This is a genomic window from Caballeronia sp. LZ029 (genome assembly GCF_031451275.1).
Classification (GTDB): Bacteria; Pseudomonadota; Gammaproteobacteria; order Burkholderiales; family Burkholderiaceae; genus Caballeronia; species Caballeronia jiangsuensis.
On record NZ_JARUXO010000093.1, the window covers coordinates 55,560 to 80,156 of the forward strand.

Below are 24,597 nucleotides of genomic sequence, written 5' to 3' on the forward strand. Positions count from 1 at the left end.
GCGACGATTGATGTGCGCGAATGAATCGATTCATATCGCGTGGATTTTCATGCAGTCCACCGAATGTCCGGGCTTCGATTCAATCGCGTAGTGGGTTTGTTGCGCCGCTCACGCGGCAGCGTGCCGTCCTGCAAGTCCTCGGGGAATCGCTGCAAGCAGTTCCGCCGTGTAGCGTTCGCGCGGCGCGTGCAGCACCTGGCTCGCACTGCCGATTTCCACGAGTCGGCCTGTCTGCATCACGGCGACGCGCTCGCACAGTTCACCGACGAGCGCGAGATCGTGACTGATGACCACGAGCGTCACACCCGCCGTGCGATGCAGTTCGCGCAGCAAGCGGATGATCTCCGCCTGAATCGACACGTCGAGCGCGGAGGTCGGCTCGTCGGCGACGAGCAGCGTCGGCCGACGCGCCAGCGCCCGCGCGATGCCGACGCGCTGCCGCTGCCCGCCCGACAACTGATGCGGCAGGCGCGCGAGCACCGTGCGCGGCAGGCGCACCATGTCGAGCAGTTCGGAAATAGGCACGCCGTCGCGGCCGATGGCTTCGGCGAGCGCCGTGGCGACCGTCTTGCGCGGATTGAGCGAGTTCATCGTGCTCTGGAACACCATCTGCACCTGCTTGCGGAACGCGGCAAGATCGCCGCCCGCGAGTTGCACGATGGATCGCCCATTGAACTCGATATCGCCGCCAGTCGGTTCGATGAGGCGCACGATCATGCGCGCCACGGTCGACTTGCCGCTGCCGCTCTCGCCGACGATCGCGAGCGACTCGCCCGCCGCGACATCGAACGACAACGCCGATACGGCGTGAAAGTGCTCGCGCCTCAAGAGGCGCGCGAGCGCGGAGCGCCCCAGCGCATACGACTTGCCCACATCGGACAAACGAAGCAGCGGCACGGCGCGATCAGATTGCGGCATGATTGCGGCCCTCCCCGGTCATGGCCTCGCGCGGCAGGCGCGGAATGCTGTCGATCAACTGGCGCGTGTAGGCGTGCGCCGGCTGCATGAAAAGTTGCGCGACTTCGCCGTGCTCCACTACCTCGCCATGACGCAGCACGACGGCGCGCGAACACAGCTCCGCCATCAGGTCGAGGTTGTGCGTGATGAAGACGAGGCCCATGTTCAGGTCGCGCACCAGCGAGCGCAGCAACGCGACGATCTGCGCCTGCACGGTGACGTCGAGCGCGGTGGTCGGTTCATCGGCGATCAGGAGCGAGGGCTCGCACACGATTGCCGCCGCGATCAGCGCGCGCTGCTTCATGCCGCCGCTCAGTTCGTGCGGATAGGCGCGAGCCGCGCGACGCGGATCCCTGAAGCCGACCCGCGCGAGGATGTCTTCGATCTCGCCCGCGAGCGCGCGGCCACGCACCGGACGATGCGCGCGGATCACATCGGCGATCTGCGTGCCGATCGTGAACGCCGGATTGAGCGCGGTACCCGGGTCCTGGAAGATCATCGACAGACGCTTGCCGCGTAACTCGCGCAGACGCGCTTCGCCGGCCCGCGCGAGGTCTTCGCCTTCGAAGACGATGCGTCCGCCGGTCACGTGCCCGCCCGAACCGAGCAGGCCGAGCACGGCAAGCGACGCGACGCTCTTGCCCGATCCCGACTCGCCGACGAGGCCGACCGCCTCGCCGGCGCTCACGGTCAGGTCGAGACCGTGCAGCACTTCGAGCGCGTCGCGGCCTTGCCCGTAAGCGACCCGCAGCCCTTCCACCGATAGCAGCGCGCCGTTCATGCCGCACCTCCCTGCGTCGCGTCGGCCACGCGGCGACGGCGCCGCGGATCGAGGATCGTGCGCATGCCGTCGCCGACGAGATTGAACGCCAGCACGCTCGCGAACACCGCCGCGCCGGGAAAGATCGAGACCCACCAGAAATCGGTGAAGATCAGCGCGCGGGAATCGGAGAGCATCGCGCCCCAGCTCGGCGTCGGCGGCTGCACGCCCAGTCCGATGAAACTCAACGACGCTTCGACGATGATCGTCACGCCGAGCAGCAGCGTCGCTTGGACGAGCACAGGCGAGATGATGTTCGGCAGCACGTCGGAGAGCACGATGCGCGTCGCGCCCGCGCCCTGAAGACGGCGCGCCGCGACGTATTCCGCCTGCACCTCGGCCCGCGTCAGACCATACGTGAGACGCGCGAGACCCGGCGCGTAGAGCACGCCGATCAGCAGCACGAGCTTCGTCTCGTTGGAGAGCGCGAGGCCCGCGACATGAACCGTGTCCGTACCTGTAATGCCGACGAGCGCGATCGCCCAGATGAGCAGCGGAATCGACGCGAGCACTTCCATCGCTTTCATCAGCAGCTCGTCGGTCCAAGTGCCCGCCTTGTAGCCCGCGATCAGGCCGATGGCCGTGCCGAGCACGACGCCGATCGCGACCGCCGCGAGCCCGATGGCAAGCGACGCCCGCGCGCCCCAGATCACGCGGCTCAGCATGTCGCGGCCGACCTGGTCGGTGCCGAGCCAGAACTCCGCGCCCGGCGCCTGCAAACGATGGTCGATATAGAGCTTCAACGGATCCTTCAACGGCAGGAGCGGCGCACACAGCGCGACGCCGAGCAGCACCACGATCAGCACGAGCCCGACCGCGCCGGTCGGCTCGCGCATCAGGGCGCGCACGAAGCGGCCCGCGCCGCGTGCGGTGGCGGTCATCGCGGAAGGCCGTTCGGGCACGGCAGGCAAGGAGGAATCGGCCATCATTTGCGGTTCACCTTCGGGTCTAGCGCGCCTTGCACGAGGTCTGCGCAACTGTTCGACACAATGAAAATCGTCGTGATCACGAGCACGATCGCCTGGACGGCGGGATAGTCGCGCTGGAAGATCGCGGTCAGGAGCGCGCGCGACACGCCCGGCAAGTTGAAGATCTGCTCGACGATGAGCGCCCAGCCGAACATGTATCCGTAGCTCATCGCGGCCGTGCTCACGAGCGACGGCAACGCGTTCTTCAATGCATAGACGAGGATGCGTCCGCGCGGCAGTCCGAGCGCGCGCGCCGTGCGGATATAGTCCTGCGAAAGCGCATCGACCATGTTCGTGCGCACGAGACGGCTCAGCACCGCGATGTAATAGACCGACATCGTCAGCACCGGCAGGATCAGCGAGCCGAGATGCGCGCCGATGCCATCCGCCCACGGCGCGAGTCCGCCGACCGGCAGCCAGCCCGTCTTGAGCGCGACATAGCGGATCAGCAGCAGCCCGAGCCAGAACGAAGGTATCGACAACCCGACGATCGCCGCGATCCGCAACACGTGATCGGCGGCGCCGTCCTCTTTCAATGCCGCGATCGTGCCGAGCAGTATCGACATGACGAGCGTCAGCACGAACGACAGCGTGACCAGCTCGACGGTGCCCGGCAACGTATCGGCGATCTCCGGCCCGATGTCGTTGCCCGATACATACGAGCGCCCGAAATCGAGCGTCGCGGCATGCGTGAGCCACGTTCCGTATTGCGCGACGACCGGCCTGTCGAGCCCGTGTTGACGGTTGAACGACGCGATCTGATCGGCGCTCGCGTCGCTGCCCAGCGTGAGGCGCGCGGGCGAAACGGGCGTCGCGCGGCACATCGCGAAGAGCAGCGCGCTCACGACGACGAGCAGCATCAGCGAGGACAGCAACCTGGAGAAGATTCTCATCGCATATCCCTCATGCCCGCCCGACGGACACGCCGCCGAGCGCGAGCGAGAAGCCCGTGTTCACTTGGAAGCCCTTCACTTCGCTGCGCCAGAGATTCTGCACTTCCAGTGCGCCGATCCAGACCGCGGGAGCATCGCGCGCGATCGTCTGCTGCATCTTCACGAGCAGCGCCTTGAGGTCCGCGGGTTCGTCCGCCCCGTAACTCTTGTCGATCAGATCGACGAAGGCCGGATTGTCGTAGCCGGTCGCTTTCCACAGGCTCTCGGTTGGACGGAACAGCGCGTTCAGAAGGTACGTCGATTCCGGCGGCGCGATGAAACCCGTCAGCACCGCCTGATGATTCCCGACCATCGCCTGCGAAATCATCTGGCCGAAGTCGAGCGGCCGAAGATTGGCGCGCACGCCGATCGATGCCAGTTGCGACTGCATGAAGAGCGCGGTGGTCGAGGTATCGATCAGATACGCGGGCTGCACATACAGCAGATCGAATGATGCGCCCGTCGCGTACCTCGAGCGCGCGAGCGCGGCGCGGGCCTTCGCCAGATCGAAATCGAGGCTCGCCGCGCTGGCCGCGTCGTACCACGGCGAATCCGGCGCGAACGGCATGCTGCTCGCCTTCACCGCGCCGTAGCACAGGTCACGGCAGATTTTCGCGCGGTCGAGCACGAGAGAGACGGCCTGACGGAACGCGGGATCATCGAACGGCGCCTTGCGCGTGTTGAGGCACAGCATCAGCGGACTCGTCGGCGACGGCCGGCTGTCACCCGCGATGCCCGGCGAGCGCCGAATCTGCCCGAAAAGCTGCGCGGGCGGCGCGCTGATGACTTGCGTCTGCATCGACATCAGCGAAGCAAGCCGCGACGGCTCCTCCGGAATGATGCGGAACATCACGCGCTCCCATTGCGGCTCGCTGCGACGCCAGTAATTCGGGTTGCGGCGCAGTTCGACGAAGTCGTTCGCCCGCGACTGCACGAAAATCCCCGGCCCCGTGCCGACGCCCACCGGCGCATGACGGAAGAAGTCGCCCGGATGCTGCTCGCGGCTGTCTGCCGGGAAGATGCCCATGTATTTCGACATGTAGTCGAGCAAGGGCCGATACGGCCGCTTCAGGCGAATCACGACGGTGTTGGCGTCCGGCGCCGTCACCGAATCGATGACAGTCCAGAACGCGCGTCGGAACGCCTTGTGCGAGGGATCGAGCACGTAATCGAAGCTGTATTTCACATCGGCGGACGAAAACGGCTGGCCGTTCTGGAACGTCACGCCGCGCTCCAGATCGAACCGATACGTCAGACGGTCGGGCGAGACGGTCCATGCGCGCGCCAGTTGCGGCACACGCTGGCCGTGGACATCGATGCCGACCAGATTCTCGAAGATCAACTGGTTGATCGCCATCACGTCGTGATTCGGCTGATTGATCGGATCGAGCGTCTGCGGATTGCTCGGGATCGCGACCGTCAGCACGCCGCCCTGAGCCGCCAGTGCCCGCTGGCCGAAAGCGAGCGGCAGCGAGCAGCCAGCGAGCCCCGCTGCGCCGATTCGAAGCATCTGTCTTCGGGTTCTGTCGAAACTCATTGATGTCCTCTGTGTCCCCGTTCTGGCGTTCGTGAATCGATTCACGAACGGTACGAGCCTGATGCTTGCACGTCAACCAGTCAAAAATGAGGAACGCGCGAAATGCGATTCCAACCGGGGAAATGCGATAAAAATCTGCCGCGCGCCCTTCGTTTATCGTCTTGGTGAATCGATTCACGAAAGATCGCCGATTTGACGCACGCTGTCAAATCGGGTTGACCCTGATAGGCTCAGCCGGGCTGAACGGTCCGCGCCCGGCGGCGACCCGGCGTGGCGGCCGCGGCAGGCGGCGCGGCGCACGATTCGCGGATGATCATGCGCATCGGATGCCGTGACCGTCGGATGCCCGGCGGCGCGGTGCCGTCGAGCAGTTGCAACATGAGATCCGCCGCTTCCCTGCCGATGTCGCGCGGCTCCTGCGTCACGACGGTCAGCGCCGGCGCGCAGAGGCTCGCGTATTGATGATCGCCGACCGACACGACCGAGAAATCGCGCGGCACATTCAGGCCGAGATCGCGCGCGGTCTGCAGCAGCAGCGCGGCGTCGTTGAGCGGAGCGACCATCGCGGTCGGCCGCGACGGCCCCGCGAGCAGCGCGTGACAGGCGGCTTCGTCGAAGGCGTCGGTGCGCCGGATGAGCGCGGGATCCACTGCGATGCCGGCGGCTTCGCACTCGACGGTGTACCCGCGCACCATCTCCCGTCCGACCCATGTGTGTTCGTGGCCCGCAACCAGCCCGATCCGCCTGTGTCCGAGCGACGCCAGATAGCGCACGGCCTGACGGCATCCGTCGGCGTGATCGGTCAGCACCGAATGGAACTGGCCTTGCGCGTCGCGCTCCCACAGCACGACGGGCATGTTCAGCGTATGGAGGATGTTGTAGTACGAGGGCGTCTCGTCATCGGAGATCACGCCGATCAGGCCGTCGAGGCGACGCTGGCGCAGGCTTTCGAGAAACGCGCGCTCGCGCTCCAGGTCGTAGTGTGAATTGGCGATGAGAATCTCGTAGCCGCGCTCGCGCAAGCGCGTTTCGGCGGCGCTGACCATCTGCGCCGCCGTGTGCTGTGCGATATCCGAGATCAGGCATGCGATCGCCTTCGAGCTCCCGCTGCGCATGCTGCGCGCCACCGCATTCGGCACGAAATTCAGCCGCGCGACCGCTCTCGTCACAGCCTCGCGGATTTCCGGGGCGACGTTGTCGCGCCCGTTGAGTACGCGCGATACCGAGCCCACGGAGACCTTGGCGAGACGCGCGACATCCTGCACGGTCGGCGATCCTTGCGGCGACTTGCGGCTGCGCGTGGAAGGCGGTGCGGACTCTGGTGGTTTCAGCTTCGGCATAGGCACTGATCGGTGTCGACGAAAGTTTCGAATCGCGCTTGGTGAATCGATATATTGCGATTATAAGCACTCTGCTGCGATTCTTCGGAATAGACGCACGAGTATTCGCGAGCGTCGCCTTCGCCAACCTCGGATCATTTCCAGTGCGCACGTCCGGCCCATGCCCACCCCGTCTTTACTATACGTGGACATGCACATATCATGATGAATCGCGACACAATAGCAAGCACGACATCGACTTCAAACGAAACGAACGCAAGATGGCATCGAGAAAGGAACGCGTAGAAAACATCGACGGAACCTGCACCTGTCTCGCGGCACGTCAGGCCGCGCGATATCTCACGGCAGCATACGATCAGGCCTTAAGCCCGTCGAACCTCCGGTCGACTCAATTCTCGATCCTGTACAGGCTCGCCCGCAATGGACCGCTCACCATCGGCGAGCTCGCGGAGTCGATGGCGATGGACCGCACCACCCTGTCGGCAAACCTGAAGCCGCTCGATCGTGACGGGCTGCTCGAAATGGTGCCTGGCGAAGATCGGCGCGTAAGAAAGGTGGTTATCACGAGCGCAGGGTTATCGCGTTATCGGATGGCGTTTCCGCTGTGGCAAGCGGTTCAGCGGGAGTTCGAAGACAGCTTCGGACAAAAGCGCGCCGAGGCATTGCGCAATTCATTGCGCAGTGTGCTGGAGAGCGGTTTCAGTCCGTGGTCGGAGGGCGAAGCGGCGTCGTCAGGTGAGTAGGCAGCGCCCGCGGCACGGTATCGGCCGATGCAATTGCAGTCCGGCCCCAGACTTTCGTGCCGCGTTCAAAACCTGTGCCGTACACCGGCGGTCGTCGCAATCTGATACCGCGAGTTCGTGCCGCTCGGTCCGCCGACATTCACGATCGCGGCAGTCAGTGCGCCATTCAACGCCTTCTGATACACGACAGCACCGTAGACATCCGTGCGCTTGCTCAGCGAATAGATCAGACCGGCGTTGAATTGCAGCCAGTGCGGATGCGGCCCGTCGCTGATATTGGCGATCGAGGACGCGCCCCCGACGTCCCCGACGCTGTATATCGCCGCGATGCCCGCTACCAGCGCCGGCGTGAAGCGGTATCGCGCGTTGGCCTCGTAGTTGGACATCGAAAAGCTCGTGTGATCTGCATAGCTCAGGCGCGCGTATGTATAGGCGCCGCCCAGCGTGAACGCGCCGAGCGCATAGGCGGCGCCCACCGCCGTCACTTCGTGCGATGTCACCGGCCGCGTATAAAAGATGGCCGTGGGATTCGAATAGTCCCCGACCACCGCGCCCGATGTATTGCTGCCATCCGTTCCGCCCGCCGACGGGTTGCTCAGATGAAAATGCCCGACGCCGAACGAGAATGCATCGTGCGTATAGCTGCCGCCGACACTCCATGCGCGATTGTTCGCGAAGCCCGTCCCGCCCGGCCCCGCGGCCTGATTGCTGAACGCGTATAGACCGCCCAGCGTGATGCCCCACAGCGTCGCGCTTTGATACTTGACCGCGTTGTTGATGCGAAACGTGGTGTAGAGATTGTCGATATCGCCGACATGCGCGCCGTATTGCGTGCCCCACTGCCGCGCGGACACGAACGGGCCTACGAAGTCCACGACGGATTCGTATTGACGCCCGAACGTGACCGTGCCCAGTTGCCTGTTGCCGAGGCCGACGTAGGCCTGACGCCCGAAGAGACGCGAGCCTTGCAGCATCGTGCCGTTCGCGACGCTGAAGCCGTTCTCCAGCACGAAGACCGCGGTGTTTCCGCTGCCCAGTTCCTCGACGCCGCGCAAGCCCCAGCGCGATGGCACGCCGACGCCGCTCGTCTCCTGAATCTTGCGTCCGCCGACAGCGCCGGCCTTCGGCGCGACATTGTTGGCGTAGCTGATGCCCGCATCGACGAGTCCGTAGAGCGTGACGCTGCTTTGAGCGAACGCGGTCATCGGCGTCAGCACGACGAGTGCGCCCGCCAGCCGCATGGACTTTTTCATTCCAATCTCCATTGTTTCGTATGTCTAATTATTTTTCATCGAGTCGTTCCTTCGAAGAACGACCTTGCCGATGAATCAGGCGGGTTCGTGTCCGCGCGTCGCGGCGCGCATGTTCCGTCTGCGGGCGGCAATCGGCACGCCAACAACGAGCACGATCGCGGCAAGCGACTGAACCACGGCGGCGGTCACGAATCCGCTCGTATAGCTGCCAGACACGTCGCGTACATAGCCCGTGAGCCAGGGCGTCAGAAAGCCAGCGAGATTCGCGACCGAGCTGATGAACGGCACGCCGAGCGCCATCGCGTTGCCGTGCAGGTAGCGTCCCGGAATCTGCCAGAACAGCGAGATGCCCGCGCCCGTACCGGCGAGCCCGAGCACCAGCGTGGCGAACGTGATCGACCGGCTGCTATGCCACACGAAAACGAGCACCAGCAGACTCGCGACGCTGATCAGCGACGCGATCGCGCAATATCCCCGGACATCGCGGTAACGGCTCGCGAACGTCGAGAGCGCGATGTTGCCGAGCGCGCCGAGCACGCAGATCGCCGCGATCGCATTGCCGATCGCGCTGTAGCCGCCGAAGCCCGCTTCGTGAAGGATCGTCGGGATGAAAAAGCTGAGCGCCGAGTTCGCCGTCAGGATGCAGAAGTACGCGGCGGACAGCATCCACACGAGCGGATTCGCGAGCAACGAGCCGGCGCGATCGGTAGCCGGAGGCGCGTCGCCACGATCGCGTTCGAGGTCGGCCTGCACGAGACGCCGTTGCTGCGGCGACAGCCAGCGCGCACTGCCCGGTCCATCCGTCAGCACGGCGAACGCGATGCATCCCATCAGCACCGTGGGCACCGCCTGGAGCAGGAACATCCATCGCCAGCCGGCGATGTTGAAAAGGCCGCTCATGTGCTCCAGCACGAAGCCGCCGGTCAGGCCGACCGCCACGGTCGAACAGATCGCCGCGGAATGGAAGATGCTGAAGTTGCGCGTGCGCCGCTTCGACGGGAACCACTGATTCATGTACAGAATCACGCCCGGATAGAAGCCCGCTTCGAACGCGCCGAGCAGAAAACGCAGCACATAGAACGTGGCCGTGTTGTGAACGAACATCATCGCGACGCTGGTCACGCCCCAGCCAAGCGCAATCGCCGATATGGTCGTGCGCGCGCCCACGCGTTGCTGGATCATCGAGCTCGGCACGCCGAACACCACGTAGCCGAGAAAGAACAAACCCGCTCCGAGGCCGTACACGGTTTCACTGAAGCGCAGGTCCGACAGCATCTGGAGCTTCGCAAAGGCGACGTTCGCGCGATCCACCCACGCGAGCAGCCATAGCACGAAGAGAATGGGCATGATGCGCCATTCCGTGGCGCGATAGGCATCGCGCAAAGCCCGGTCCGCATCCTTGCCGGCGAGCGGCGCGTCTGTTTCGAATACCGCGTTCATCGATTTATCTCCTGATTTGCAGGGCCGTCTCGTCATCCGGAGCCGGTCAGTCCCATTTCGCCGGCAGCACTTCCGCGCGGTTCTCGCCGAAGCCGATGCGCGCGTAACCGGGACGCTCGCACCATCCGCTCATCACGACGGTATCGCCGTCTTCGAGGAATGCGCGCGTCTCGCCGGTCGGCAGGCGTATCGGCGCGTGGCCTGCCTGCGTCAGCTCGATCAGCGCGCCCGCCTCGTCGCGCGATGGACCCGATATCGTTCCGCTTCCGAGCAGATCGCCGCTGCGCAGATTGCAGCCCGCGATCGTGTGATGCGCGACCATCTGCGCGAGCGTCCAGTATTGGTGACGGAAGCTCGTGCGCGAAAGGCGCGTCGGCGGCATGGCGTCCCGGCGATGCATCGCAGTTTCGAGCGCGACGTCCAGCCGGATATCGATCGCGCCGCTTTCTCCAAGCGCCGGCGCCGACAGATACGCAAGCGGCTGCGGATCGTCGGCCGGTCGCGTCCAGGCGGTGCGATACGGCGCGAGCGCGTCCATCGTGACGATCCACGGCGATAAGGTCGTCGCGAAACTCTTCGCGAGAAACGGTCCGAGCGGTGTGGATTCCCACGCCTGGATATCGCGCGCGGACCAGTCGTTGAGCAGACACAGGCCGAACACGTGATCCTCGGCCGAAGCGACGGAAATACGCTCGCCCTGCCCGTTGCCGACGCCGATGACGATGCCCAGTTCCAGCTCGTAATCGAGCCGCGTGGACGGCCCGACATCGGGCACGCGCGCACCCGCCGCCATGCGTTGGCCGCAGGGCCGTCGAACGTTCTGCCCGGAAAGCCCGATGCTCGACACGCGCCCGTGATACGCAACGGGCATCCACTGAAAATTCGGCGACACCGTTCCGTCCGGACGCAGCAGCTTCACGATGTTGCGCGCGTGATCGATCGACGTATAGAAGTCCGTGTAATCGCCGATATGCGCGGGGATGCCGTGTTCCACGCCGGCTTGCGGCACGAGACAGTCTTGGCCGGAAATCGCGCCTTCGCGGCGTGCGTCGAACCACGCGAAGAGCGCATGGCGAAGCGCACGCCACGCGTCCGGGCCCATGTCGAAGAACGCGTTCAGCGACGGCTGCGCGCAGGCACGCGCGGCATCGGCCGCAAGCCCCGAGAACGCGCCCGCTTCGCTCAACGCGCCGAGATCGATCACCTGATCGCCCAGCGCGACGCCGCCGCGAAACGCCTCGTTCGTCCCCGCGCGCCGGAACACGCCGAACGGCAGGTTCTGCAATGGAAAAGGCGTGGCCGGGTCGTTGGCCGAGGCGAGCCAGCTTCTCGCATCGATGTCGTGCGTATGGTCAGACTTCATCGAAATCACCGCGCAGGCTCTTGCGGCTCAGCAGGATCTTGCGCTGCCTGAGTTCGTGGATCATCGCCGGGTCGATGTTGCGCTCCATGAGCAGCTCGATGTTGTGTTCGCCCTGAAACGCCGGAATGCCCGGCTGCGGCAAGGTCGCGCCGCTGAAGCGCCAGGGCGGCCCCGGCATGCGCATCGTGCCGCCCGTGCGATCGTCGACATTGACGATCGCGCCCCAGTCGGCGGCCCATTCGGACTCGGCCAGCTCGCGCGTGCTGCGCACCACGCCGATCGCCAGTCCCTGCTCGCTGACCTGCGCCTGAAGCTCGTCGAGATCGTTGAAGGTGAGAATCCACGCGCGCACTTCGGCGAGGAGCGCTTCGAGGTTCTGACGGCGCAGCGTTGCGCTCGCGAAATGCGGATCGCCCAAGAGGTCCGTGCGGCGCATCATCGAGCAGAAACGCACGAACATCGGCGAATAGATCGGGCTTGCCGCGATCGTCACCTGACGTCCGTCGGGCAGCATGAAGATATGCGATTCCGGCGCGCTCAGCGCAGGCGGCTCGCCGTTCGTGTCGACGCCCGCGAGTTGCGCGCCGGCGCGCTCGTTGACGGCGAGCATGGTCGCGGCCATCGACACGTCGACATGCTGCCCTTCGCCCGTGCGATCGCGCTGCGCGAGCGCGGCGAGCACGGCGATCGCGCCATGCAGGCCGGTGTAGACGTCCGCGTGGCTGCACGCGTCGTTCATGAGCGCGTCGGGCGCATGGCCGTAGTGCTCGCGCAGGATGTCGGTGAGGCCGGTTTCCGCTTGCACCGTCGGCGCGAACGCCGGCCGGTTGCGCCACGGGCCCGATTGCCCGTAGCCGCTCATCGACACATAGACGACGGCCGGATTGAACTCGCGCACCTGCTCGTAACCGAGGCCGAAGCGCGCCAGCGTGCCCGGCCGGAAGTTTTCGACGATGACATCCGCTTCGCGGCACAGGTCGATCACGATCGCGCGCGCTTCGGGCCAGTTGAGGTCGAGGCTGAGATTGCGCTTGCCCGCGTTCTGCTGCGCGTAATAGACCGACATCGTGCCGATGTGCGGCACGCCGCCGCGTCCCGAATCGCCGCCGGGCGGCTCGATCTTGGTGACTTCGGCGCCCAGGTCGCGCAGCGTCTTGGTGCACAGCGGGCCCGCGAGAACCCGCGTGAAGTCGATGACCTTCAATCCGTCGAGAGGCGCGACCATATCAGTTCCCCTCGAAGACGGCCGAACCGGGGCCGGTTTTGGCAAACGCGGCGAGTCCGCGCTTTTGATCCGCGCTCGCCCACATCATGTTGTTCACGTCGGTCTGCTGCGCGTCCGCGCCCGCGATGCCGTGCCGCGCCGACAGATTCGCCAGCGTCTTGATGCCGCGTAGCGCGACGGTTGGGCCGCAAGCCAGTTGCCGCGCCCACGACATCGAAACGGCCGCCAGCTCCGCTTCCGCCGCGACGAGGTTGACGACGCCCCAGCGTTCGAGCGCCGCGGGATCGTGGCGGCGTCCGAACATCGCCATTTCCTTCGCGCGCGCCGGCCCGACGCGCTGCACGACTCGCTGCACGCCGCCCAGGAGCGGCAGCAGGCCGAGCGAGGCTTCGGCCATGCCGAAGAAGGCGGTGTCGGCTGCGACGATCATGTCGCAAGTCAGGGCGAGTTCGAAGCCGCCGCCGAGCGCGCCGCCATGAACCGCGGCAACGGAAGGAAGCGGCACGTTCTCGAGTGCATCGAGCAGCGCGTCGAGGCTGGCCTGATCGCGCCGACGGCCGCCGTTGGCGAAGCCCGCGACGTCCGCGCCGGCGCAAAAATGGCGCATGCCGCTGCGCAACAGAATCGCCCGGCATCCCGACTCCACCGCCTTGCCGTAGGCCGCGAGCAGATCCTTGAGGAATGCATCCTCGATCAGATTATGTGGTGGCTTCGACATCGTGACGACGCCGACCATACCGTCCTTTTCAAACACGACCGTGCTCATTTGTCTTCCCGCATGTGAGTCCGACTTCACGTCAGACGAACGAAATAAACGATCCCAATTTCCAATAGGATTACGAATGATCGCCTCGCCGATAAAGCACGACATCCGATGAACTGGCGCCGCGTCTGCGTTAACCGGCTCGAACTGGAAGTGATGATAACAGTGTTAACTTTGAAGAAAATCAGGGTAATCCCGCGATTCCCGCGCGCTTGCCGCACGTTGCCGGCAGCGAAGCCTCACACCTATAATTCCTTCCCACCTCTAACCGAGATGCCGCCGAATCGTGAGCCCGAAACCCTCCGCCGATGTGCCCTACCACCACGGAAACTTGCGTGAAGCCCTGATCGCCGAAGGCCGGCGCGCGCTCGAGGATGTCGGCGCGCACGAGTTGAGCCTGCGCTACCTCGCCCGCGCGGTCGGCGTTTCGGAAGCGGCGCCGTCCCGGCACTTCGCCGGCAAGGAAGGATTGCTCGCGGCGATCGCGGCCGACGGCTGGCGGGACCTCGCCGCCATGCGTCGCGCAATCCTCGGCACCGACGATACCGCGATGACCATCGCGTATCGCATGCTGCGCGTGTATGTCGAATTCGCGCAGAGCCACAAGGGATTGTTCGATCTGATGGTCGGACCGCGCATCGTCGCGCGCGACTTGCATCCCGAACTCACGGAGGAAGGCTCGATTTCGTTCAGGCTGTTCGCATCGTCGGTCGAACGGGCCGCGCTCGAAAACGGCTGGCCCGAAAGCACGCTGACGCTCGTGACGCATGCGGCGTGGAGCATCGAACACGGGCTCGCCACGCTCATTCTTTCCGATCGCGTGCCGCGCTCCGATCGTCCGGTGGAGATCGATCACATGATTCACTTCTCGATCGGCATGTTCCTGAGCGCGGTCGCGGCGGGCCCCACGCACCTCGAAAACATGCTCGATCAGCTTCCCGCGATGAACGGCGACACCCGCGCCGCAGCGTCGAAAGCGTGACGCGGCGCACCTTCTTCCGCATCACGCACTCCGTCTTGCCCATATGTTGATATGCGCATATTATGATCGTGAGCGCGGTTTGACAAGAAGCACGCCACTCGCTGCGCAATCCGGAGCACACGCGATGACCGAACCTCTTTATCTGGACGACCTGAAAGCGGGCATGCAGTTCGAATCGCCGGAGTTCCTGGTGAGCGAGGGAGACATTCGGCGCTTCGCATCGGAATTCGATCCGCAGCCATTCCATCTCGACGAAGCCGCCGCGAAGGCGTCCGTGTTTCGCGGTCTCGCCGCGAGCGGCTGGCATACCGCGGCGCTCACGATGCGTCTACTCGTATCGGGCGGATTGCCGCTCGCGGGCGGCATCGTCGGCATGAGCGTGGAACTTGCATGGGTCAGGCCGGTGCGCCCCGGCGATGTGCTGCGGGTCGTGAGCACCGTGCAGGACGTGCAGCGATCGAGATCGAAGCCATCGCAAGGCATCGCGACCGTGATGTCCGAAACGATGGACGACTCCGGCGAAGTCGTACAGCGCCTCGTATCGAAACTGCTCGTGAAGGCGCGCGATGCCTGATCGAGCGGTCTAGATGACGCCGTTGCGGCGAAGCGTTTCGACCTCCGCACCGGACATGGCCAGCCAGGCGTCGAGAACCTCGTCGGTATGCGCGCCGAGCGTCGGCGGAACGTGACGGTATTGCACGGGCGATTCGGACAGCCGGATCGGATTCGCGACCAGCGGCACGGTCTCCGATAACGGATGCGTCATCTCGATGCGCATCTCGCGCGATTGCACATGCGCGTCCGCGAATACCTTGTCGATGCTGTTGACCGGCCCGCACGGCACGCCCGCCGCCTCCATGATGCCGATCCATTCGCTCGTCGTGCGGTTCCGCGTGATGTCACGCATCAGCGCGATCAACGTGTCACGGTGCGCGACGCGTTGCGGATTGCGCGCAAAGCGATCGTCGCGGCTCCACTCGGGTCTGCCGAGCGCTTCGCAGCATCGGGCGAACTGGCCGTCGTTGCCGACCGCGATGATCATGTAACCATCGGCGGTGGGAAAATCCTGATACGGCACGATACTCGGATGCGCGTTGCCCATGCGCTCCGGCACCACGCCGCCGATCAGATAATTGGAAGCCTGATTCGCGAGGCACGCGATCTGCACGTCCAGCAATGCAAGGTCGATGTGCTGCCCCTTGCCCGTGCGGGCGCGATGCGCCAACGCCGCCTGGATCGCCACGGTCGCGTAAAGACCGGTCATGATGTCCGTGAGCGCGACGCCCACTTTCAGCGGCCCTTCTCCGGCGGTGCCATCGACGCGGCCGGTGAGGCTCATCAGCCCGCCCATGCCCTGCATCAGGAAGTCGTAACCCGCCCGCGCGGCATAGGGGCCGGTCTGTCCGAAGCCCGTGATCGAGCAATAGACGAGGCGCGGATTCACCTCGCTGAGGCTCGCGTAATCCAGCCCGTATTGGGCGAGGCCGCCGACCTTGAAGTTCTCGATGAGCACATCGGCCTTGTCGGCGAGCCGGCGGATCAGCGCCTGTCCCTCTGGCCGACCAAGATCGACCGTCACGGAACGCTTGTTGCGATTCGCGGCGAGATAGTACGCCGATTCGCCCGTCGGCTCTCCATCGGCGTCGGCAAGCCAGGGCGGTCCCCAGGCGCGCGTATCGTCGCCGCTTTGCGGACGCTCTACCTTGATCACGTCCGCGCCGAGATCCGCGAGCAACTGACCGGCCCAGGGACCGGCGAGCACGCGGGAAAGATCGAGAACGCGCAACCCTTCGAGCGCGCCTTCTTGCAAGGATGGATTCATAAGGGTTATGTCGAGTGTCATCGGGTCGCGCTTCCGATCTGTGCGGAAATCGCAATCCACGTGCAGCCGATCGGAAGTCCTGCTGGCAATTTAAAGGGATCGCGCACGCACAGCAAACGACTTGTTCTCATGGACCTGTGCGAAGATCGCACAATTGAACGAACACCTGTCGAGCCGTCATCATGCGTCGAAAGATCCCTTCCACCGCTGCGCTCTCCGCGTTCGAAACGGCGGCGCGCCATCAGAGCTTCACCAAGGCCGCCGACGAACTCGCGGTGACGCAAAGCGCGATATGCCGGCAAATCGCGTCGCTCGAAGACTTCCTCGGACTCAGGCTCTTTCGCCGGGACCGGCGCGGCGTCGCGCTCACTGAGGCGGGGCTGGCCTATAGCCGCAAGGTGACGGCGCTGCTCGATGAAGCCGAGCGCGACACGCTGGAGTTGATGGCCAAGCGAGGCCACGGCGGCGCGCTCGAACTCGCGGTCGTGCCGACCTTCGCGACGAAGTGGCTCCTTCCCCGGTTGCCGAGCTTTGTCGACGAGCATCCGGACATCACGATCAATCTCGCTTCGCGCACACGGCCGTTCCTTTTCGCCGAAACGGAGTTCGATGCGGCGATCCATCCGGGCGTCGCGCCGTGGCCGGGAACGGAGGGCGAGTGGCTCATGCAGGAGACGCTGATCGCGGTGTGCAGTCCGCATCTCATCGCGCCGCGCAAGAAGCTGACGATCGCCGACTGGCGACGCCATACACTACTGCAACAGAGCACGCGTCCGTATGCGTGGCGCGAATGGTTCGCCTCGCGCGGCATGTCGGTCGATGGCGACATGACAGGGCCGCGCTTCGAGCTCTTCTCCATGCTCACGGAAGCGGCCGTTCACGGCATGGGCATCGCGCTCATTCCACGTCTGATCATCGAAGACGAGTTGCGCCGCGGCCTGCTTGTGCAGATCGCGGCGCATGAAATGCCGAGCGGTCGCTCGTACTACCTCATCGTTCCGGAAAGCAAGTCTCACAATCCCGCGCTGCTCGCCTTTCGCGAATGGATCGCGCGGGAGGCGGCGCGGCATGGGGAAACGACCAAAGCGATCGCGGAGAAGCCGATGATGGAGGTCCGCAGATGAATGTATCCGATGAACCCGGTTGCGACGAACAGGGACTTGTATCGCAACGTATCTGCGGCCCGCGCAGATACGCGCGCTGACACAACGCTTCGCTTTCGACACGTGCGGGATACGTTCGCACGCTTCAATATTCGCGATGCATTCCCGGCTCGTTTGATTTTCATCAGGAGTTCTCATGTTAGACAACGCAAGTCTCCCTCCTTCTCCCGCACGCCGCCGCTTCGTTGAAGCCGCAGCGGCCGGTGTCGCGGCGGTGTCGCTGAGCCGGCTCGCTTTTGCCGAGGCGAATCCGTCCAGCGTTTCAGTCGCGAAGGCAGCTAACGGCGACAACAACGGAATTCGTCCGCTTCGTGTGCACGTACCCGAGGCGCAACTGTCCGATCTGCGTCGCCGTATCAGAGCGACGCGATGGCCCGAACGCGAAACCGTATCCGACGATTCTCAAGGCGTGCCGCTCGCGATGATGCAAGAGCTTGCGCGTCATTGGGTCACGGATTACGACTGGCGCAAGGTCGAGGCGAAACTGAACGGTTATACGAATTTCGTGACCGAGATCGATGGACTGGATATTCACTTCATCCACGTTCGTTCGCAGCATGAGAACGCAATGCCGCTCATCGTGACGCATGGATGGCCCGGGTCGGTGATCGAGCAGTTCAAGATCATCGATCCGCTGACCAATCCAACCGCACACGGCGCGAGTGCATCGGATGCCTTTCATCTGGTCATTCCGTCCCTGCCCGGCTATGGATTCTCGGGCAAGCCGACGCAAACCGGCTGGGGCCCCGAACGCACCGCACGCGCCTGGGTGACGCTCATGAAGCGGCTCGGCTACGAGAAATTCGCGGCGCAAGGCGGCGATCTGGGCGGTGTCGTCGCGAACGTGATGGGCAAGCAGGCGCCGCCCGAATTGCTCGGCATCCATGTCAACTTCCCGGCGACCGTTCCCGCCGATATCGCCAAGGCGCTGCAAGCCGGCGATCCGCCGCCCGCGGGGCTCAACGACGAAGAGAAGCACGCATACGACCAGCTCGCCAGCGCCGCGAGGAAGCGTCGCGCATACGCGCTGGAAATGGGCACGCGCCCGCAGACGCTGTACGGTATCGCGGATTCGCCCATCGGTCTTGCGGGCTGGCTGCTCGATCACGGCGACGGTTACGTGCAACCCGCGGCAGCGCTGACGTCGGCGGTGTTCGGGCGCACCGTCAATGGCGAACCGTCAGGAGCGATGACGCGCGACGACGTGCTCGACGACATCACGCTCTACTGGCTGACGAACACCGGCGTCTCGGCCGCGCGTTTCTACTGGGAATCGCACTTCAACTTCGTCGGCGCGGCGGACGTATCGGTGCCCGCTGCGGTCAGCGTATTCCCGCGCGAAAACTATCAGGCGCCGCGAAGCTGGACGGAACGCGCGTATCACAACCTCATCTGGTACAACCGGCTCGACAAGGGCGGCCACTTTGCGGCGTGGGAACAGCCGGATCTCTTCGCCGCGGAAGTCCGTGCGGGGTTGAGGTCGCTGCGCTCATCGACCAGTTGATTTCTGGATTGCGGCTGTCCCAGGTTGACCCGGCGCTTCCGGTTCCACTGTTCACTGCGTTTTCAGCCCCTCCATCGCCTTCTCGCGCGCGGATTGTGCATCGACGATCAGCCTGTACGCCGCATAGTATTTGTAGATGTTGCGTACATAGGTGGTCGTTTCGATGCCGATCTTCTCGGCCACGACGATCTCGACGTTGTTGAACCACTTGTCGGGATCGAGGCCGCGCTGCACGGCGAGCTGACGCATCTTCGCGATGTTGCCCGGACCCGCGTTATAGCTCGCGAACGCAAACAACGGACGGTCGGTCTCGCTGAACTTCGCGTCCTTGAAGTACTTCGTCATCAGCTGATCCATGTACTTCGCGCCGGCATGGATGTTCGCTTCCGTCACTGAGATGCTCCCCACCGCCATCTGCTTGCCCGTCGCCGGCATGAGCTGCATCACACCGATTGCGCCTACATGGCTGCGCGCCTGCTGATTCAGTTGCGATTCCTGGAAGCCCTGCGCAGCGAGCATCAAAGGATCGAAGCCGTATTGCGTGCCGTACTTCTGGAACAGTTCCAGCGTCTGCTGGAAGCGTTTTTGTTCGGCGTCACCGGCGTTGTTGCGGATCTGCTTGATCTTCTTCATGTACTGCGCGAGACGGTACTCGTACACGCCCTGCTTCTTCACGAAGTTGATGTAGAAGTCGTTGAGCGCCTCCTGAAGTTGCGGGCTGTTCTTGCGTATCGCCCATCCCGGATAGCCTTCGCCGCTAACGGAGAGATCTTCATGCACCTTGATACGCGGCAACACCTGAGCCCAGAGATGTGCCTTCCAGTCGTCAACCACGACAATGCCCAGCAGTCCGGCGTTGAGCATCTCCATCTCGTCTTCGTCTTCGAGCGCTTCCGGCAGCGGCGTGATTCGTATCGGCGCCTTGCCTTCCTTCTTAAAGCGCTCGTTGAGCGCATTCAGGCTCTCGTAGTAGCTCGACGACCGTCGCGCGAAGACTTCCTTGCCCGCGAGATCGTCGAGCTTGGCCAGTGGCGGCGCGTTCGGTCCGGTGATTACGAGCTCGCGCACAGGCTTGCGATCGCGCGGCGCGATGAAATCGACGATTTTCAGGCGCTCGTCGGTTGCGGTCAGATTGCCCGCAGAGATGTCGCCTAGCCCATCATTGAGCGACGACAGCAGCTTGTCACGCGTCGTCGGAATGAGATAGACCGTGAGCGGCCGCTTGTTCAACCGGGCCGCATACTTCTTGTTGACATAGCGTTCGAAGTCGCGCGCCAGTTCGGCAGCAAGCCCGCGCTCGCGTCCCTTGTCGACGAAGTAGAGGGTACGGCTGTACGGCACCAGAAAGCGGATCATGCGCCGGTCGAGCATGGCATCGAAGTCGCCCGTCCAGGGCTTGTTCGTGAGGCTCAGTTGCCGGGCATCACCCTTCGGCTCCGCAGGCGGGGCGGAAGATTTAGGAAGCGCGCTGGCGGCTGCCGGCACCGATGCGGGCGCGGCCGGCTCTGCGGCCTGCAAACCCGTGGACGCGACCGAAATGCATAGCGCCATTGCCCAGATCGACAATCTGCAGTGAAGCATATCCAGTCTCCCCGTGCGTCCTCGTCGCTCCATGAGCGACGCGATCCCTCACGCGCATTGCCTCGCAAGTTGCCTGAGCGCAGGCCCCGCGTGATCGTGAAAGCGCTTGATGCCGCTGCAAAGGTAGTTCAATCCGGCTTGACCATCCGGGCTGCAGACAAACCGATTCTTGGGACATTCTCCCCAGCACACCTTCAGGTGCCTGCACTGACGGCAGTATTCAGGAAGAGAATCCCGTTTCGCGTAGCCGAAGCGTTGCTGCTGTGGCGAGAACGCCATCTCGCCCAGATGCGTCGTCCGGATATTGCCGAGCGAAAAGGCCGGGTACACATAGTGATCGCAGGCATAGACTTCGCCGTCATGTTCGATCGCAAGCGCCTTGCCACAGAATTCGGCGGTCACACACGTCTGCGCGGGACGCCCCATCGTCTGCACGACAGCCGTCTCGAACAGGTTCACCAGCACGCGGCCAACGTCTTTTCTATGCCATTCGTCGAACGTTCGAGACAGGAAGTAACCCCAGTCGTCGGGATCGACCGACCAGTCCGTCACGACCGAGTCCGCGTTTCCCGGTCGGGCGGCGCTGCTTCCCAGCATCGGCATCGCGTCGGGCGGCCAATGCTGAGGGGCAACGCTGCGAAAGTCCTTCGGTTCCACGCACGGGATGAACTGGATGTATCGGGAATCCAATTCATTACGCAGGAAGCGGTATACGTCGAGAGGCTTTTTGGCGTTGATGCGGTTGACGACCGTGAGCGTGTTGAACTTCACGCCGTGTTTCCTCAAATAGCCAATGCCCTCCATCACCTTGTCGAAGGTAGGCTGGCCCCTGCGATCGCGGCGGAACGCGTCATGCAGCTCACGTGGCCCGTCGATACTGACGCCAACCAGAAAATCATGCTCCTTCAGAAACCTGCACCATTCGTCGTCCAGCAGGGTCGCGTTCGTCTGAAGATCGTTCGAAATGTGACGCCCGGCCGGGGCATGCTTCTTCTGAATTTCGACGATATCGCGGAAGAAATCGACGCCGAGCATCGTCGGCTCACCGCCCTGCCACGAGAAGATGATCTCGTCGCCGTTTTGCGCCTCGATGTACTGGCGGATGTAGCGTTCCAGCATCGACACTTCCATCCGCCGGCCGCGACGCTGATCGAGCAGGTGTTCCTTGTGCAGGTAATAGCAGTAGGTACAGTCGATGTTGCATGTCGAGCCAATGGCTTTGGCCATCGTATGGAATCGTCCCTTCTGCGCTGGCGCGGCCGGTTCGGGCGCGAGCGGTCGCGTCCCGTGAAAGAAAATCGGCTGCACAGATGGTCTGCCGCTGATCTCATCCATCTCGACTCCTGCTGGTTCAGTCGCAACATGATCCGGATACTCCGGACACGTCAGTTCCCGGTCGGCATCGGGATGCTGAACCCATTCTTCTCCAATTCGTCGCGCACGAACTTCAGCCGCTCGTATTGACTGAGCGTGATCGGGCCTGCGTACGCTTCGCTCTGCGCCTTACGCGGCGGATATTTCACGTAGGTCTTCATCTCCTCTTTCACCGCGCCGCTCAACGCCGGAAGCGTCCAGGTGTGCTCGGTATAGTTGTTCATGAAGATGTCGTAGCGCTCCTGCGGGTCCTGGTACAGATCGAACACCTGCGGCACTGTCGCGACGTAGCTCTCGGGGCCCTTCCAGCCAAGGTTCGAGTCCACCGCCAGTCCACCGGTCTTCACACCTGCGTCGCCGCGCAGGTTGAACACCGCCTTGAACTGGCCGACTCGCACCGCACCCGGCGTCAATTCGTTCTCGGTGAAATAGAACCATGCAGTGCGCTTGCTCTTGCCTGTGCCGAAAAGCACGGGCGACATGTCGTAGCTGTCGAAGATGATCGGCTTGCCTTCGCGATCGTTCTTCGGCAGGTCGACTCCCGCCAATGCGGCGAACGTCGCCATGCAGTCGAGACCGCCCAGAATGTCGTAGTTTCGTGAGTGAGGCTTGATCTTGCCCGGCCACCAGGCGATGGCCGGCACGCGCGCGCCGCCCTCGCGATCGGTTCCTTTCGTGCCTCTGAACGGGGTATAGCCGGCGTCCGGATAGACGTCCTGCCAGGCGCCGTTATCGGTCGTGAACAAGACGAGCGTGTTCTTGTCCAGGCCCTTCTCGCGCAACTTGTCGAGTATGCGGCCAACCCGTGCATCGAGTTCGACGAGCGAGTCCGCATACTTGGACTTCGCCAGCGATTTGCCGATGTAGTCGGGATCGGGCATGTTGGGTTGGTGAACCTTCATGAAGTTCACATTGACGAAGAACGGCTGGCCGCTTTGCGCAGCCTCGTCTATATCGTCGAGCGCGGCTTTCTCGATGTAGCGATCGACGAACGGGATGCCGACGATGCGTTTGTCCGGCTCATTCTGGTACTGACCGTTCAGCTTGAAGTCTTCATGAGCCTTCTCACCGGCCTTCCCGGAAAGCATGCCCGTCGTCGCCTTCGTGAACATGTCGCGGGTTTGCTGATCCATTTCCGGAAACCATTTTGGATCGGCGTAGGTATAGGCGTTCAGGTGATACAGGCCGACATACTTCATGTCGTCGTAACCCTGAGCGTTGGGTAGCGCGTAATCTGCTTCGCCCAGGTGCCATTTGCCCGTGAAATAGGTCTTGTAGTTGGCAAGCTTCAAGACGGACGCCACGGTCCACTCGGCATGCGGAAGCCCACCGCCCTGGCCCTGAAACGCGACCGTTGTCATGCCGCTTCGATTCGGATTGCGTCCGGTCTGAAGGGCGGCACGGCCCGGCGTGCAGCTTGGTTGTCCGTAGAAGTCGAAGAAGGTCATGCCTTCGTCGGCCATTCTGTCGAGATTCGGCGTCGGAATCCCACGTCCTTCGCCGCCACCATAGACGCCAAGATCACCCCAGCCAACATCGTCTCCAACGATCAATATGATGTTGGGTTTTGTTGGCTGCTGCGAACTGGTCTGCGCGTGTCCAGTGATGGCGAGGCTCAGCAAGCCGGCCGCCGCGAAGGCGAAAGGTGCGCGCACCAACGGTCTTGCCACCGACGTGAAACAAGCTCCAAGGTTCATTTTCTTCCCCCTAGATTGTCGACCGACGCACGACACATGGAAGCTGATCACCCGCGTACCGCACGAACGTCCGCGAGAGGGCCAAACAATAGCTGACACGTGCACGTCGAAGCGATATCCCTTCCACGGGCGGTTGGCAAGAATTATTTTCGTTCAGACGATTCCAGCGCGACAGACGCCGTGAGCGAAGCGACCGTCACCCATTTCGCACTGCCTTTTATCCGCGTTATTTTACTGTTCAAGAGAAGTTATAAGCCTTGTCATATCTCGGGGCTCGACGTGGATCATTCCGCCTATCGGTCTGTCGATATCCGCGATGAACGCGAGAAGGGTCAGCATGAACGGAGTGGTATTCGCGGACTTGCCGAGGTCCGCCGTTTGACAACGAATCGCTTTCGCAGCGGCAAGGACATCTGCATTACGACGACTCCGCCGGTGACACGAAACATTGGGAGGTTCGAATCATGAGCACGGTCGCAGCAAAACTCAAACATGAACTCATCAAGGCGCTGCCGCCTACGATCTTCTTCTTTGTGATTCTGCATATCGTCGCACTGATCCGCGCACTGATGATCCGCGGCACCGGCATTTCGATGGAGTCGTCGGCATCGGTCCTTTTTGCGTCGCTCATTCTCGGCAAATCGGTGCTCGTCGCCGACATGCTTCCGTTCATCAACCGCTTCCCCGAAAAGCCGCTGATCTGGAACGTCTCCTGGAAGACGCTGATGTATGCGCTCGTCGCACTCTTCGTTCATTACCTCGAGCGCCTGTACGATTTCTGGAAGGACGCGCCCGACCTCATCGCCGCAAATCACGACTTGTGGGCCGGCATCAACTGGTCGCACTTCTGGGCCATTCAGATTCTGCTCGTCACCCTGATATTCAACTATTGCATGATCGCGGAACTCGGCCGCGCATTCGGCCAGGATCGACTCAAGGCAATCTTCTTCGGCCCCCTCCCTCCTCATCGCGACTGAACGATTGCTGCAACGCCGCGTGAAAAAATCGAAAAAATCTCCAGCCGCGTGTTGCGTTTGGAGCCGTCCTTCATATATTTACGTATACCAATCGATGCGAAAGAACGAGATGCGTTTCGACGCAAATAGAAATACGGGCCCATTTCGTTTCGGAAA

At 63.3% G+C, this 24,597-nt stretch carries 22 protein-coding genes; 7 read left to right on the top strand and 15 right to left on the bottom strand.

Annotation, left to right across the window (positions count from 1 at the left end; translation table 11 throughout):
* Positions 1-108 precede the first annotated feature (108 nt).
* The 6 genes from QCE73_RS34455 to QCE73_RS34480 form a co-directional block, all read right to left on the bottom strand.
* Positions 109-918, bottom strand: a complete 810-nt coding sequence (locus QCE73_RS34455; protein ID WP_309885395.1) for an ATP-binding cassette domain-containing protein — start codon at positions 916-918, stop codon at positions 109-111.
* Positions 905-1,738, bottom strand: coding sequence for an ABC transporter ATP-binding protein (locus tag QCE73_RS34460; RefSeq protein WP_309885396.1), 834 nt, complete (start codon positions 1,736-1,738; stop codon positions 905-907). The genes QCE73_RS34455 and QCE73_RS34460 overlap by 14 nt, the downstream gene beginning before the upstream one ends.
* Positions 1,735-2,706: an ABC transporter permease gene (locus tag QCE73_RS34465; RefSeq protein ID WP_309885397.1), complete on the bottom strand. Its 972-nt coding sequence runs from the start codon at positions 2,704-2,706 to the stop codon at positions 1,735-1,737. The genes QCE73_RS34460 and QCE73_RS34465 overlap by 4 nt, the downstream gene beginning before the upstream one ends.
* Complete coding sequence (locus QCE73_RS34470; RefSeq protein WP_309885398.1) at positions 2,703-3,638, bottom strand: ABC transporter permease; 936 nt, start codon at positions 3,636-3,638, stop codon at positions 2,703-2,705. The genes QCE73_RS34465 and QCE73_RS34470 overlap by 4 nt, the downstream gene beginning before the upstream one ends.
* Positions 3,639-3,648: 10 nt before the next feature.
* Positions 3,649-5,187, bottom strand: a complete 1,539-nt coding sequence (locus QCE73_RS34475) for an ABC transporter substrate-binding protein (RefSeq protein ID WP_309885399.1) — start codon at positions 5,185-5,187, stop codon at positions 3,649-3,651.
* A 257-nt stretch (positions 5,188-5,444) separates the two neighbouring features.
* A complete protein-coding gene (locus tag QCE73_RS34480) occupies positions 5,445-6,554 on the bottom strand; it encodes a LacI family DNA-binding transcriptional regulator (RefSeq protein ID WP_309885400.1) in 1,110 nt (369 codons plus the stop codon).
* Positions 6,555-6,814: 260 nt separating this feature from the next.
* Between QCE73_RS34480 and QCE73_RS34485 the strand changes: the two genes are divergently transcribed.
* Positions 6,815-7,297: a MarR family winged helix-turn-helix transcriptional regulator gene (locus QCE73_RS34485; protein WP_035498369.1), complete on the top strand. Its 483-nt coding sequence runs from the start codon at positions 6,815-6,817 to the stop codon at positions 7,295-7,297.
* A gap of 65 nt (positions 7,298-7,362) precedes the next feature.
* Here QCE73_RS34485 and QCE73_RS34490 read toward each other — a convergent pair whose 3' ends face one another.
* The 5 genes from QCE73_RS34490 to QCE73_RS34510 all read right to left on the bottom strand — a co-directional run bounded on the left by QCE73_RS34490 (position 7,363) and on the right by QCE73_RS34510 (position 13,344).
* Positions 7,363-8,550: a porin gene (locus QCE73_RS34490; RefSeq protein WP_309885401.1), complete on the bottom strand. Its 1,188-nt coding sequence runs from the start codon at positions 8,548-8,550 to the stop codon at positions 7,363-7,365.
* Positions 8,551-8,625: 75 nt separating this feature from the next.
* Positions 8,626-9,990 carry an MFS transporter gene (locus QCE73_RS34495; RefSeq protein WP_309885402.1) on the bottom strand — a complete coding sequence of 455 codons (1,365 nt, stop codon included), beginning with the start codon at positions 9,988-9,990 and terminating at the stop codon, positions 8,626-8,628.
* A gap of 46 nt (positions 9,991-10,036) precedes the next feature.
* On the bottom strand, positions 10,037-11,353 hold the full coding sequence (fahA, locus tag QCE73_RS34500; RefSeq protein WP_309885403.1) for a fumarylacetoacetase: 1,317 nt from the start codon (positions 11,351-11,353) through the stop codon (positions 10,037-10,039).
* Positions 11,343-12,578: a CoA transferase gene (locus QCE73_RS34505; RefSeq protein ID WP_309885404.1), complete on the bottom strand. Its 1,236-nt coding sequence runs from the start codon at positions 12,576-12,578 to the stop codon at positions 11,343-11,345. The genes fahA and QCE73_RS34505 overlap by 11 nt, the downstream gene beginning before the upstream one ends.
* Position 12,579: 1 nt before the next feature.
* On the bottom strand, positions 12,580-13,344 hold the full coding sequence (locus QCE73_RS34510) for an enoyl-CoA hydratase/isomerase family protein (protein WP_309885405.1): 765 nt from the start codon (positions 13,342-13,344) through the stop codon (positions 12,580-12,582).
* A gap of 283 nt (positions 13,345-13,627) precedes the next feature.
* Between QCE73_RS34510 and QCE73_RS34515 the strand changes: the two genes are divergently transcribed.
* Both QCE73_RS34515 and QCE73_RS34520 read left to right on the top strand, forming a co-directional pair.
* On the top strand, positions 13,628-14,323 hold the full coding sequence (locus QCE73_RS34515; RefSeq protein ID WP_309885406.1) for a TetR/AcrR family transcriptional regulator: 696 nt from the start codon (positions 13,628-13,630) through the stop codon (positions 14,321-14,323).
* Between the two features lie 124 nt (positions 14,324-14,447).
* Positions 14,448-14,897 carry a MaoC family dehydratase gene (locus QCE73_RS34520; RefSeq protein ID WP_309885407.1) on the top strand — a complete coding sequence of 150 codons (450 nt, stop codon included), beginning with the start codon at positions 14,448-14,450 and terminating at the stop codon, positions 14,895-14,897.
* Positions 14,898-14,906: 9 nt separating this feature from the next.
* Here QCE73_RS34520 and QCE73_RS34525 read toward each other — a convergent pair whose 3' ends face one another.
* Positions 14,907-16,145 carry a CaiB/BaiF CoA-transferase family protein gene (locus tag QCE73_RS34525; RefSeq protein ID WP_309885408.1) on the bottom strand — a complete coding sequence of 413 codons (1,239 nt, stop codon included), beginning with the start codon at positions 16,143-16,145 and terminating at the stop codon, positions 14,907-14,909.
* A 182-nt stretch (positions 16,146-16,327) separates the two neighbouring features.
* Between QCE73_RS34525 and QCE73_RS34530 the strand changes: the two genes are divergently transcribed.
* Positions 16,328-17,269: a LysR substrate-binding domain-containing protein gene (locus QCE73_RS34530; protein WP_309885409.1), complete on the top strand. Its 942-nt coding sequence runs from the start codon at positions 16,328-16,330 to the stop codon at positions 17,267-17,269.
* Positions 17,270-17,444: 175 nt separating this feature from the next.
* On the top strand, positions 17,445-18,812 hold the full coding sequence (locus QCE73_RS34535; protein ID WP_309885410.1) for an epoxide hydrolase: 1,368 nt from the start codon (positions 17,445-17,447) through the stop codon (positions 18,810-18,812).
* 51 nt (positions 18,813-18,863) lie between these two features.
* Here the strand turns inward: QCE73_RS34535 and QCE73_RS34540 are convergent, their stop codons facing one another.
* Genes QCE73_RS34540 through QCE73_RS34550 form a run of 3 tightly spaced genes read right to left on the bottom strand, consistent with a single transcriptional unit; the run spans position 18,864 to position 23,515 of the window.
* A complete protein-coding gene (locus tag QCE73_RS34540) occupies positions 18,864-20,393 on the bottom strand; it encodes a transglycosylase SLT domain-containing protein (RefSeq protein ID WP_404989850.1) in 1,530 nt (509 codons plus the stop codon).
* A 48-nt stretch (positions 20,394-20,441) separates the two neighbouring features.
* Positions 20,442-21,728, bottom strand: coding sequence for an anaerobic sulfatase maturase (locus QCE73_RS34545; protein WP_035498387.1), 1,287 nt, complete (start codon positions 21,726-21,728; stop codon positions 20,442-20,444).
* 50 nt (positions 21,729-21,778) lie between these two features.
* The gene (locus tag QCE73_RS34550; protein WP_309885411.1) at positions 21,779-23,515 is read right to left on the bottom strand and encodes an arylsulfatase; all 1,737 of its coding nucleotides are present in this window, start codon (positions 23,513-23,515) and stop codon (positions 21,779-21,781) included.
* Positions 23,516-23,644: 129 nt separating this feature from the next.
* On the opposite strand from QCE73_RS34550, the gene QCE73_RS34555 reads away from it, so the two are divergent.
* Together QCE73_RS34555 and QCE73_RS34560 are read left to right on the top strand one after the other, a co-directional pair.
* Positions 23,645-23,932, top strand: coding sequence for a hypothetical protein (locus QCE73_RS34555; RefSeq protein ID WP_309885412.1), 288 nt, complete (start codon positions 23,645-23,647; stop codon positions 23,930-23,932).
* On the top strand, positions 23,929-24,441 hold the full coding sequence (locus tag QCE73_RS34560; RefSeq protein WP_309885413.1) for a hypothetical protein: 513 nt from the start codon (positions 23,929-23,931) through the stop codon (positions 24,439-24,441). Before QCE73_RS34555 ends, QCE73_RS34560 begins: the two co-directional genes overlap by 4 nt.
* Positions 24,442-24,597: the final 156 nt, after the last annotated feature.